Here is a 12,664-nt window from a genome sequence, read left to right as displayed (position 1 = left end):
TTTCTGCCAGTTTTTTTTAGCGTGCTTTGGCCGCTTTTATTGCTAATCGTTCAACTAACCAAATCAATAAATTTAAATTTTAAGTGTATTAATAGTTAAAAAGAAATGTGAAAAAGGTGAAGCTATTATAATGCTTTTCAATCCTTTAACAATGAAAAAGAAATTTAAAAGTAACCAGTCAGGCACAATTGCAATATGCATTTCAGTGTACCTGTGTATGTTATCGGTTTTTGCTAATGCACAAACCATGTCCAGGCAAGAAAAACTCTTTATCCAAAAGGGGATACAATATCCCAGCTGGGTTCGAAATGACCATGCCAGTGAAGGCATACAAGTACCTGTCAGGCAGAAAATAAATATTGGCAGAACAGGGCAATATGTGCGCATTCAATTGTCGAACACCCAGGTTTTATCTCTTGCCGAATTACAGGTTTTTAGTGGCGGTGTAAACGTTGCACTTGGTAAAGTAACGCAACAATCTTCTAACGGGGCAGCGGGAGGTTTGAGTGGATTGGCAGTTGATGGCAATACGAATGGAAATTTTGCCGCCAACTCTGTAACTCAAACTATAGAGGGTTATGCACAAATGGAACCTTGGTGGCAGGTAGATTTAAATGCTACGGTGGCGATAGATTCTATAGTAATCTGGAATCGAACCGATTGCTGTGGCTCTAGAATGAAAGGCTACTACCTCTTTGTTACGGATGCGGCATTTGCCGGTACCACGCTGGCAAGTGCTATGGCACAAGCCGGAGTATCACATTACGTGCAGCCAACAACAGGGCCAACACATATTCCCTCTGCTACAGAATTGAGCAATGCATATATTACACCCACCTATTTCGAAGTTCCCACTTATAATTATGAAGTTCATAAACAGGATCCAAACCTGTGGTGGGGGATGGCTAAAGGCGCTAAACCACCTTATCCTGCAAAGGTAGTTGATAGAGGCCCATCGGCCTTTGAGCAAAGCAATGGCTTTTTAAATACTTTGCAAACCGCAAATATTGATAAGGCATATAGCTTTTGCATTGGAGATGAAGAGCCTTATAGTACTACAAATACTGGATATGCAAAAGGCTGGTTTGATGTTATCAGGGCAAAATACCCTAATGTGCTTTTTCATACCAACCAGTCTTTCTTCCAATGGACATATGACCAGACGAAAACTTACATGCAAACGGCCCAACCTGATATGCTTACCTTTGACATGTACTACTTTCATTATCTTTTTGGTCCGGCACCCAAAGCTGGTAACACTTATACGCGTCTTTTTCAAGATATGGCAATGTACCGTTCCTGGGCATTGGGTGGTTATGATGGTACAGGAAATGCACCGATACCTTTTGGAGGCTATGTGCAAGCTTTTTCAGGCGATACGCAAGGTACTTTTGCAGCCTACAGACCATCGGAGTCAGAGGTTAACCTCAATACATTTGCATACTTAACTTTAGGTGCAAAATGGGTAAATGTATGGATTTATCACCCCCTGTTTTGGAACAGCGCAACTTCTAGTCCAACTCCAATTTATTATCAATTTGCGAAGTTAGGTAAACAGTTGAGTAAACTTTCGCCACACTTATCTCGTTTACGCACTAGCGATGTGCGGTTTATTCAGGGGCAAAATACCTCTGGTACAAATGTTAAACCAAATAATATTGCAGCATGGTCGGCCACTGCAGATCCATATGTAACTGGCATCACTGCAACCAATCTTGGTACGTTTAACAATGGTTTAAAAGGTGATGTTTTAATCGGTTATTTTAAACCTGTAGCTGGCATAGCCAACACACCAGGCATTACCATGGCCCCTGTACTGAATAAGAATACAAAGTATTTTATGATTTTAAATGGCCTTTCTAAGCCAAACGGCCCTGGTAACAACAGCGTAGATACGGTGCAAGGTAAAGCAAATTTAGTAAGACAAGAAATTGCTTTAAGTATCGATTTTGGATCCAATCCAAAGGATACTTTATATCGGGTAAGTAAGAACACCGGTATTGCAGAAATGATAAAACTAACGCCAGTGTCGGGGTCAAAATACACCCTGTTAGATACTTTAGACGGAGGCGTAGCTGATCTTTTTTACTGGAAAAACCAAGGATTGCCAACGCTGGCCGCTGGTAAGGGTTTACAGCTTTCGAATGGAAATGTTTCTACTGGCAATTTAACCCAATTAAATACCGTAAATAAATTTAGTGTAGAAACCTGGGTAAAATTTGGTTCTGTAAATAAATGGAGTAATATCTTTCTTAAGATGCTGGATGTGAACAACCGAATTGTTTTACAAGCTGGGCCAAACAATGAGATTTATGCCAACGTATCAAACGGAGGAAATAGTTATGGCTTTACACCTAACAGTACAATCGTAGCTAACCAATGGTATCATTTTGCAATGACATATGATGGCACGCAAACCGGAAATGCCAATCGCTTAAAACTGTACATTAATGGTGTACAAACTTCATTAACATTTGGGGCTACCATCCCTGCGGTTACCAACTCAAACAGTGCGCCTTTTATTGTTGGCTCAGCACTGGATGGTATTGCAGATGAGGTTCGCGTGTGGAATAGCACCCTTAGTGCTGCTACAATTGTGGCCTGGAAAGATAAAGTTCTTGGCAGCTGCCATCCTGATTTTGCCAATTTGCAGCTCTATTGGGCAATGAGCGATAATAACCCTGCTTTAGTAGCCAGTGCAGGTTTAGGTACTACATATGCCGGTACAGTAACCAGTGGGGCTTTTGTTACCGATGGACAAGCAAATAATTTAAGCGGCTGTACCACAGCGTTGATGAGCGTTGATAAAAAGCAAATTTCAGAATTAAGCGAAATTAGTGAAGGAACAGAAAAAATTACTGCCTATCCTAATCCTGTTGATGGCCAATTGAATGTTTACATCTACAAAAACGCGGAGAGCAGCAGTACCATTTTAGTTTTCAACAGTGAAGGCCAAAAAATCTATCAAACTAAGAAACAGTTGGCAAAGGGAGCAAATGAAGTTGCCATAGATTTTGCCAATCAAACTCCTGGACTCTACATCCTCCGCGTAAAGGATGCGAATGGTGAAAAGCAATTGAAGATTATAAAAAAATAAAAGCCATACCTAGCGGTTCCTCTTAATAGATGGAACCGCTATTTAACTGTTTATTCGATAGGTGATTGATTAAATTTTATATAAATGAAAAATCAGAATGTAAGGTGCTTTCGTGGCTTATTTGCAAAGTTTTTATACACCGCAAAGAATAACCTCAACTTTGCTGTATTCATTGTGGTGCTGATGTTTGTTCATCATAATTTATGTGCGCAAGCCATTAACAGTGTTCAACCCGATGGAAGCCGGCAAAACAATGTAGTTGTTGCGGTGCCGTTTCTTTTAATTACCCCTCAAACCCGATCTGGTGGTATGGGAAATTCAGGTGTAGCCATGGATGGCGATGCAAATTCACCTTCAATCAATACAGCTGCCATAGCATTTCTCCCCGATCGGCAATTGGGAGTAGCCCTCTCTTACAGTCCGTGGTTAAAAAGTATTGCCTCGGGCATTTCACTGTCCTACTTAAGCGGATATTACAGAATAAATGAACGGAACACCATAACTGCTTCTTTGCGTTATTTCGCGATTGGTGAGGTACAGTTTAGCGACAATAATATGCAGAACTCCGGGATTTCCAACCCGAATGAGTTTGCTGTTGATTTGGGTTACGCAAGAAGTTTTGGTAATGAATTTTCACTCGGTAGCAATATCAGGTTTATTAACAGCAATCTTTTTGGGCAAGGGGTTGCAGATAGGGAAGCAGGAAAGGCAATTGCAGTGGATGTATCCGGGCTTTATAAAAAAGAAATCTATTTGTTTGATAATCCTGCTGTTCTGTCATTTGGAACAGCTATAACCAACATAGGTACAAAAATTTCGTACAGTACAGATAGTAAGCCTTACTTTTTACCTGCCAATTTTAAGGTTGGTACAGCCCTTAGTATCGGAGGAACTGAAAAAAAGCTGACTTTCGCTTTTGACACTTACAAAATGTTGGCTCCAACACAGCCTGTATATGGTGCAAACGGTGAGATCGTTGCCGGGCGAGATCCAAACAGGTCTGTTCCTTCGGGCATTTTTGGCTCATTTACTGATGCACCGGGTGGTTTTAATGAGGAATTAAAAGAAATTGGTATTTCGACCGGGCTTGAGTTTTCCTTTAAAGAAAAAATTGCTTTTAGGGCCGGTTACAACTATCAGGATCCTGAAAAGGGCAATAATTCTTACTTCACACTTGGTACAGGTATCAAATTCAGTTCACTTTCACTTGATTTTGGCTATTTAATTGGTAATCAGAGCAAAAATCCACTGGCCAATACCTTAAGGTTCGGCTTGCAGGCAAAATTTCACTAGTATGAAAACAAGCGCATTTTATTCAATTAAAGTCCATTTAGTTATTGTAGCAGTGGCCTTACATCTTATTTCGTTTAAAGCGGCTGTTGTAAAAAATCAAAAATCAACCCGTTTAATAACAAGAAACAGTTTGGCAATTAGCCAGACGCTCTCAGCAGGAGGTAGCCTTCAGAAAGTTGGCTACCTAACCCTGCGAGCTGTTGAAACTATAAATTATTCAACTTTTAAAATATTGAAATTCATATTCTTTTCAATTATTTATAAACAGGAGTTTGCCGATTCAAAAATCCTTAATTGCGCTATTCTGAAATTATTATTGCTGATGCAAAACGGATATTTAAACACATATGAAAATAAAATTTAGTTTACTTTTTATCGCTATTTTTTTTAGCCTTAAACTTTTTGCACAACGGGATACCATTCCCATTAATGCCAATTGGAAATTCGCTGTAGATTTAAAAGGTGTTGGCCTTGCACAAAACTGGAACACCAAAGTTTTACCCCAGGCCATTGCGGTTAACCTACCGCACACCTGGAATGTAGATGTGGCCACGCAAAACCATTATGGCTGGGGCTGGTATAGTTATACTTTGGATGTACCAAACAGTTGGAAAAATAAAAATGTAATGTTGCAGTTTGGTGCCATTAACCATACATCGAAAATTTACATCAATGGCAAACAGATTGCCGAAAACATTGGTGATGGTTTTAACCAGATCAAGGTAAACCTGGGCGGTAAAATTATTTATGGCAAGCCTAATGTAATTACGGTAGCTGTAAATAATGCTTATAGTGAAAAAAAAGTGCCATTCACAAGCTCTTTCGATTGGCCAAATGATGGTGGTATCATTAGAAAAGTGGCCCTTATTGTAAGCGGAAAACCAAGTACGAATTACATTCATGCCGAACCTCAATTTAATACAACTGATAGCAGTGCACACTTAAAAATAAAACTCGGTTTTGATAAACCAAATGATAATTTACGGTACGAATTAAAAATTACCGAGGATAATCAAAATACCAATAATACGGTTTTTAGTAAAGTTTTAAAACCAACCTGGCAAAACAATGAGGCTATAGCCGAAGTAGATCTCGCAAAAGTGAACCCCTGGCATTTTGATTTTCCAAACCTCTACAAAGTACAGGTAAAAGTGATGCAGGCTAATAAAGTGGTAGATGAGCTTAGCACAAGCATTGGCTTTAAAGATTTACAGATAAAAGAAGGGCAAATACTTTTAAACGGTGAAGCAATAAAATTAATGGGTACAGAATGGACGGCAGGTTCAGATCCTAATTATGGCTTCGCAGAACCCGATTCTATAATTTTAAAACATTGCAAAATGCTAAAAGCCGTAAATACCATTTTTACACGCATGCACTTTCAGCAGGATGAATTGTTTTACGATTTCTGCGATAGGAATGGCATCCTGATACAGCAGGAAATACCGTTGTGGGGCCCTGAAACTCCTGCCAGTAAAGATGTTAGTGCAATAGCACTAAAACAACTCGAACATATGGTAGATAATTTTTATAACCACACCAGTATATTTTCATGGGCGGTTGGTAACGAATTAAGAGGTAGAGATGCAGATGTTAAAGAAATGATTGACGGGTTGATGAAACAAGCTGCTCACTTGGATAAAACAAGAATGAAAGCTTATGTAAGCAATACCCTAACCAGTAGTTTTATTAACCATAAAAATTTCGTGCCTGATGGTGCCAGTCAGGGAGATTACCTGATGATGAATGAATATGGAGGCAGTTGGTGGGCGGTGCCTGTGGCCAAAATTGGTAATTACCTCGATAGCATTCACATGAGTTATCCTGATAAATCCCTTATTATTTCAGAGTTTGGTTTATGCGAACCTAATTTTAAAGGTGGCGATGAACGCAGGATTAAAGATTTGATTTACCATATGGCCGTTTTTGAAAGTAAACCCTATGTAAACGGGGCAATTTATTTCGACTTAACCGATTATCGAACCCATTACCCCGGTACCAGCGATACTACCAAATTTAAAAGACGAATCCACGGTGTGTATGATATGTATGGCAAAGCCAAACCATCTATGAAAGTTTTAAGAGAATTGTCATCTCCGGTTGAAGTACAGGTAAACAATGTATTAAATACAGATAAAAAAGCACCTATACCCGTAATTGTTTTTGGCAGCATTGGTTTGCCGCAACACATTGTAAAAGGCTATAAAATATATGTATCGAGCCGAACCGATAATTGGAGCGACCAAAAACCCCAAAACTTGCCAACGTTATACCCTGGACAAGAAATCAAGATGAAACTCGAAAAAGATTATGATGGGAAAGCAATAATTACAGTAGTAAGGCCAAACGGATATGTAGCAAGTCAACAAGAATTATAAATAATCAGTTGCACTGTAAATGGTTGCCATACAGGTTATTGAATAAATAAGATTAATTTCAAGAAAAATACCATCATCATTAGTACCCTATATAATAAGCATAAAATGAAACCAATTTTAACCCTATTAATTTTTATCGTATGCATAGCGGGTGTCCGCGCTCAAACACAACGTCCCAATATTATTGTGTTTTTGGTTGATGATATGGGCTGGCAGGATACCTCGCTGCCATTTTGGAATAAAACAACACCCTTAAATAAACTTTACCATACACCCAATATGGAACGTTTGGCTAAAGAAGGAATGAAGTTTACCAATGCTTATGCCGCACCTGTTTGTACGCCTAGTAGGGTAGCCATGCTCACCGGAATAAATCCGGCCCATGCAGGCATTACCAATTGGACCAACACCGAGCGGGATAAAAACACCGATCCCACTGATGACCAGTTTTTACCTGCAAAATGGAATTTTAACGGCTTAAGTCCTGTTGCAGGGATAGCCCATACTTTGCATGCCACGCCGTTTCCACAATTGCTAAAAAATGCCGGATATTTTACCATTCATGTAGGTAAGGCACATTGGGCTGCTGCAGGTACGCCAGGTGCTAATCCATATAATTTGGGCTTTATGGTAAACGTAGCAGGCCATGCGGCGGGTAATCCGCAAAGTTATTTGCCTCAGGAGAATTATGGCAACATTCCCGGCAAAACCACTGCAAGAGCAGTACCCGATATGGAGGAATATTTTGGCAGTGATACCTTTTTAACAGAAGCACTCACATTGGAAGCGTTAAAAACACTCGATGCGCCCATTAAAAATAAACAACCTTTTTTCTTAAACATGGCACATTATGCAGTACATGTACCCATACAGGGTGATAAAAGATTTTTACAAAAATATTTGGATAAAGGAATAGATAGTGTGGAAGCCAAATACGCCAGTTTAGTTGAAGGAATGGACAAAAGCCTGGGCGATATTATGGATTACCTGAAAAAACGCGGTGTCGAAAAAAATACAGTTATTGTATTTATGAGCGATAACGGTGGCTTAAGCATTGCCGATAAAGGGGAAAGGGGCGGGAACGACAGCCACATTCAGAACCTGCCTTTAAAAGCCGGCAAAGGTTCTGTTTACGAAGGCGGCATACGCGAGCCGATGATTGTAAAATACCCAATGGTTGTTAAACCTGGTTCGGTATGTAATCAATATGTGATTATTGAAGATTTTTTTCCAACCCTGTTGGAGCTGGCCGGCATAAAAACATATAAAACGGTACAACAGGTAGATGGTAAGAGTTTTGTGCATTTGTTAAACAACCCAGGCCTCACTGATAATACCCGAAACCTCATCTGGCATTATCCCAACAAATGGCAAAAGCTATCCGAAATCGGTATAAACTATTTTAGCGCCATACGCCAGGGCAACTGGAAACTGGTTTATAACCTGCGCAACAGTAAAGCAGAACTGTATAACCTGGCTGATGACATTGGTGAAACCAGGGATTTATCGGTTAATAACCCCATAAAAACCAATGAATTAATAAATGCGCTGGGCAACCAGTTAAGAATATGGAAAGCCCCAATGCCTATATATAAAACCAATAATAAACCTGTAGCATGGCCAAAAGCCAACTAGAATATGAATTTGAAAATGAAGAAAAAAAACATCTTTACCGTAATCCTCTTATTTACGTTCAGCCTTAACCTGGCTGCCCAGAAGAAAATCAGAATTGCCTGTGTAGGCAATAGTATTACCTATGGAATGGATATCGTAAACCGCGAAAAAAATTCATATCCCGCGCAGCTTCAATATATGCTGGGCAATGGTTACGAAGTAAATAACTTTGGGCATAGCGGTGCAACCCTGTTAAAAAACACCGTTAACCCATATTGGAAAACAAAAGAGTATGCAGATGCGCTGGTAAGCAAACCGGATATAGTGCTGATTAAATTGGGTACAAATGATAGTAAAGCCGCACACAGGGGCCGTTACAGCGAATTTGAAAGTACCTATAAAGAACTGATCAGCAGTTTTAGAAATTTACCTACAAAACCCCGTATTATCCTGTTGTTGCCGCTACCCTGCTTTTTGGCAGATACCAACCACATTTACAATGCGGTACTGCAAAAGAATATCATCCCGATGATTCAGCATGTGGCCTTTGAAGAAAAATTGGAAGTGGTTAATCTGTTTCCACTGTTTATTGAGCGGCCCGATCTTTTATCCGATAAAATACATCCAACATCGTTAGGGGCAACAGTAATTGCTTCAAGGCTTTACGAAACCGTTAAATTCAATGCTGATCAAAAGTTCGACATATCAGCCAAAATAAAAGAGGTAACCAGCCTCAGTAATTTTTATGGGTACGAATGCTCCGATTTTACTTTAAACGGTAGGAAATGTAAAGTAGTTAAGCCAAGGGTAGTGGCCAAAGGCCATCCGTGGGTGTGGCGTGCACGTTTTTGGGGGCATGAGCCTCAGGCCGATATTTCTTTACTGGAACGCGGTTTCCATATTGCTTACTGCGATGTGGCAGAACTTTTTGGAAATACAGCAGCAGTAAGTTTATGGGATAAATTTTACAGCCGCATGCAAAGTTACGGCCTTGCTAAAAAAGTAGCTTTAGAAGGGATGAGCCGTGGCGGTGTGTATGTATACAACTGGGCATTGGCCAACCCAGATAAAGTGGCCTGTATATATGCCGATGCACCAGTGCTTGATTTGAAAAGCTGGCCCGGCAAAAAAAGAAATGCAGGCGCACGTGAACCTTGGGAAGATTTTAAGAAAGATTATAACCTTACCGAAGAGCAGGCGAACAATTTTAAAAACAGCCCCTTAGATCATGCCGCAGAAATTGCCAGGCTTGGCTTTCCGATGCTGCATGTTGTTGGTGATGCTGATGATGTAGTGCCAATTGCCGAAAATACCACGCCGTTTGAACAGGAAATAAAAGCAAATGGCGGCGATATTGTAGTGATCCATAAACCGGGTGTTAACCATCATCCGCATAGTTTGCAAAACCCAACGCCGATTACCAATTTTATATTAAAAGCAACAGGCCAAAAGGTAAATTTTGCGGCCATTGCTGCACCTGGGGCAGAATATAGATCGGGTGCGGGATGGATTCCGGGCAAAGACTGGTGGGCTCAATTTCAGAATATAGACAGTTTGCTTGAGGTAGAAAAAGATCTTGATATTCTTTTTTTAGGCAACTCGATTACGCAGGGTACCGGCGGACATAGAACTTCGGTAACCTATAAACCTGGCTTTAAAGTTTTTGATAGTGTTTTTGTGAACTTAAAATGGGAAAGTGCCGGCATTTCTGGCGATAAAACACAGAATATTCTTTGGCGGTTACAAAATGGCAACTATGCCAAAGCCAAACCAAAGGTAATGGTGGTGATGCTTGGTGTAAACAATATTTCGGCAGGCGATAGCCCTGTGGAGATCGTAGAAGGAATAAAAAAAGTTACAGAATGGACAAGCAAAAATATGCCTTCAACTAAAGTGCTTTTGTTGGGGCCTTTACCTGTAGGCTTAAAAAAAGACGATGAACGGAGAAGGAGATATGAGGAAGTTCATCGGTTACTTGCCAAACTGCCCCGCAAACACTATACCTACCAGTCGATTTCTGCTCCTTTTATGTTGCCCAATGGCGATTTAGATCCTTTAAAATACCGACCGGATGGCATTCATTTACTACTTGATGGATACAATGCCTGGGCTAATGCTTTATATCCATTGGTTAAGAAGCTGCTCACTGAGAAGTAAACATTTTTCTGTCCATAAATATTTAATGCTAATGCTTTTTAAGCGTGAGGGATAGCAGCATAAAGCCCACAGTGAGGCACGAACGAGGACTTGCAGCGCATAGCCCGACCCCTTGCGCAGCTTGGGGGCACGCCCAAAAATACATGGCAGAACTTTAAAGCAAAAGCATATTAAATGCACATTAACTATAACCAAACCACAAATGAAACCAAAAACTAAATTTTATTTACTTTTTTGCCTGTTATTAATGCAAACCATTGCATTTGCGCAACAGAAAAACCTAACCTGGGAGGAGCTTCGTAAAGATTACGAGTTTCCGCAATGGTACAAGGAGGCACGCTTTGGTATTTGGGTGCACTGGGGCGCTCAAACTCAACCGGCCGAAGGCGGAGGCTGGTATGCCAGGCACATGTACATGCAAAATGTAGGTAAAGAGACCTGGGGGAAAAAAGCGTATGCTTACCAGGTTAAAACCTACGGACATCCAACAGAAAAAGGCTTTAAAGATGTAATTCACGAATGGAAAGCCGATAAATTAAATACCGATGAGCTGCTTAAATACTTTAAAGGTATTGGTGCCAGGTTCTTTGTGGCATTGGCCAATCACCATGATCATTTTGATAATTTTGCTTCAACCTATCAGCCATGGAATTCGGTTAACGTTGGTCCTAAAAAAGACCTGATTGGTATGTTTCAAAAATCGGCAGTAAAGTACGGTATTCCATTTGGCGTAAGTTCTCACGATGACAGGTACCTGGATTGGTGGAAAACTGCTTTTGGTGCCGATACCTCAGGCGCAAAAAAAGGTGTAAAATACGATGGCTGGATGACTAAGGCTGATGGAAAAGGTAAATGGTGGGAAGGGCTTGATCCGGCAGATTTATATGGATTGCCGCCAGAAAAACGTACACCTGAATGGATTAAAAACGCTAAAGAAACTTATGTAAAACGTACCGAAGAACTGGTTACCAAGTATAAGCCCGATTTCCTTTGGTTTGATGGCTATGGCTTTCCGTATGGCGATTATGGTAAAGAGGTGTGTACTTATTATTTTAACCAAAGTTTGCGCGAGCATGGTAAAGTAACCTCCATTGTTGCCGGTAAATTTACCAATGAACCCTCTACCGTAAAAGATATTGAGCGGGGGGGCGCGAAAGAAATTTTGCCTTACCCGTGGCAGGGAACCATTACTTTTGGCAGTTGGTTTTACAAAAGCGATGAGCCGATAAGGCACAATGCCCGTACGGTAATCGAATCTTTAAGTGATATTATTAGTAAAAATGGCAATTTACTCCTCAATGTAGAATTGCTTCCCGATGGGCGTATCCCGGCTGATCATAAATTGATATTGGACACCATTGGCAAATGGATTAACATAAACCAAGAAGCCATTTATGCAAGCAAACCGTGGAAAATGTATGGCGATAACCTGCATGGTGGTAAACAAGAAAAAAATATAACCAATGCAGATTTAGAAGCCAATAAAAAGCAGGAAAGCGATGATTTTAATGAGCGTACCATCGCCAGTCAGCCTTATACACATAATGAGGTCCGCTTTACAACCAAAGGCAAAAACTTGTATGTTTTTGTGTTAAACCCAGTAAATGGCAAGATAGAAATTCCTTCATTGGGCTTAAAAGCTAACGCTGATGAGCACAGGGTAATTACTGTACAGGCTTTGGGAAGCGATAAGAAAACGGATTTTACACAAGATAAGGATAAATTAATGATACCGGTTTCGGTTGATGGCAAGTTTCGGTTTACCAAAGTATATCGAATAACAGGTGTACTGTAACAGTAAATTATTTGCAGTATAAAAGCTCTTACCAATAAAAAAAAGCCTGAAATCTTGCGATTCCAGGCTTTTTTAGGTTTTGATACCTCGGCGGAGCGTGGGGATTCGAATAAATCCACTTTAACACTATCCACGCTTTATATTTTATCTTTTTCGCTTATAGGGCACCTGTTTGGGGCACCAGTAAAACCAAACAAAAACGCATTTCCTTGTATACCCCAATGTAGGAAATAAATTTGTGAACTTCAAATAAAGTTGCTTTTAAAATTGTGAATCCATTTGAGTTAAATGTTTTTGTGAGCATTAACAGGTTTATGCTTATCAAAAAAA

At 40.1% G+C, this 12,664-nt stretch carries 7 protein-coding genes; all 7 read left to right on the top strand.

The annotated features are described in order from the left end of the window. Nucleotides 1-151: 151 nt before the first annotated feature. The 7 genes from AC0IWE_RS14410 to AC0IWE_RS14380 all read left to right on the top strand — a co-directional run bounded on the left by AC0IWE_RS14410 (nucleotide 152) and on the right by AC0IWE_RS14380 (nucleotide 12,334). Nucleotides 152-3,097: a LamG-like jellyroll fold domain-containing protein gene (locus AC0IWE_RS14410; RefSeq protein ID WP_471793590.1), complete on the top strand. Its 2,946-nt coding sequence runs from the start codon at nucleotides 152-154 to the stop codon at nucleotides 3,095-3,097. An 84-nt stretch (nucleotides 3,098-3,181) separates the two neighbouring features. Further along, nucleotides 3,182-4,390 carry a type IX secretion system outer membrane channel protein PorV gene (gene porV / locus AC0IWE_RS14405; protein ID WP_471793589.1) on the top strand — a complete coding sequence of 403 codons (1,209 nt, stop codon included), beginning with the start codon at nucleotides 3,182-3,184 and terminating at the stop codon, nucleotides 4,388-4,390. A 1-nt stretch (nucleotide 4,391) separates the two neighbouring features. Then, on the top strand, nucleotides 4,392-4,754 hold the full coding sequence (locus AC0IWE_RS14400; RefSeq protein WP_471793588.1) for a hypothetical protein: 363 nt from the start codon (nucleotides 4,392-4,394) through the stop codon (nucleotides 4,752-4,754). Beyond that, entirely contained in the window at nucleotides 4,738-6,768 is a 2,031-nt protein-coding gene (locus AC0IWE_RS14395; protein ID WP_471793587.1) for a glycoside hydrolase family 2 protein, read from the top strand. Before AC0IWE_RS14400 ends, AC0IWE_RS14395 begins: the two co-directional genes overlap by 17 nt. Before the next feature lie 105 nt (nucleotides 6,769-6,873). Further along, nucleotides 6,874-8,403 carry a sulfatase gene (locus AC0IWE_RS14390; protein ID WP_471793586.1) on the top strand — a complete coding sequence of 510 codons (1,530 nt, stop codon included), beginning with the start codon at nucleotides 6,874-6,876 and terminating at the stop codon, nucleotides 8,401-8,403. A gap of 15 nt (nucleotides 8,404-8,418) precedes the next feature. Further along, nucleotides 8,419-10,539, top strand: a complete 2,121-nt coding sequence (locus AC0IWE_RS14385; protein WP_471793585.1) for a GDSL-type esterase/lipase family protein — start codon at nucleotides 8,419-8,421, stop codon at nucleotides 10,537-10,539. Nucleotides 10,540-10,741: 202 nt separating this feature from the next. Continuing rightward, the gene (locus AC0IWE_RS14380) at nucleotides 10,742-12,334 is read left to right on the top strand and encodes an alpha-L-fucosidase (RefSeq protein WP_471793584.1); all 1,593 of its coding nucleotides are present in this window, start codon (nucleotides 10,742-10,744) and stop codon (nucleotides 12,332-12,334) included. The last annotated feature ends 330 nt before the right edge of the window (nucleotides 12,335-12,664 follow it).

This window comes from Pedobacter sp. AC402 (assembly GCF_979252805.1).
This window is presented reverse-complemented; position numbering and strand designations above follow the sequence as displayed.

What these genes read in the sequence shown, in the direction of transcription:
- AC0IWE_RS14410 (WP_471793590.1), top strand. Translation starts at nt 152, where the DNA reads ATGAAAAAGAAATTTAAAAGTAACCAGTCAGGCACAATTGCAATATGC.
- AC0IWE_RS14380 (WP_471793584.1), top strand. Translation starts at nt 10,742, where the DNA reads ATGAAACCAAAAACTAAATTTTATTTACTTTTTTGCCTGTTATTAATG.
- AC0IWE_RS14385 (WP_471793585.1), top strand. Translation starts at nt 8,419, where the DNA reads ATGAAGAAAAAAAACATCTTTACCGTAATCCTCTTATTTACGTTCAGC.
- AC0IWE_RS14390 (WP_471793586.1), top strand. Translation starts at nt 6,874, where the DNA reads ATGAAACCAATTTTAACCCTATTAATTTTTATCGTATGCATAGCGGGT.
- porV (WP_471793589.1), top strand. Translation starts at nt 3,182, where the DNA reads ATGAAAAATCAGAATGTAAGGTGCTTTCGTGGCTTATTTGCAAAGTTT.
- AC0IWE_RS14395 (WP_471793587.1), top strand. Translation starts at nt 4,738, where the DNA reads ATGAAAATAAAATTTAGTTTACTTTTTATCGCTATTTTTTTTAGCCTT.
- AC0IWE_RS14400 (WP_471793588.1), top strand. Translation starts at nt 4,392, where the DNA reads ATGAAAACAAGCGCATTTTATTCAATTAAAGTCCATTTAGTTATTGTA.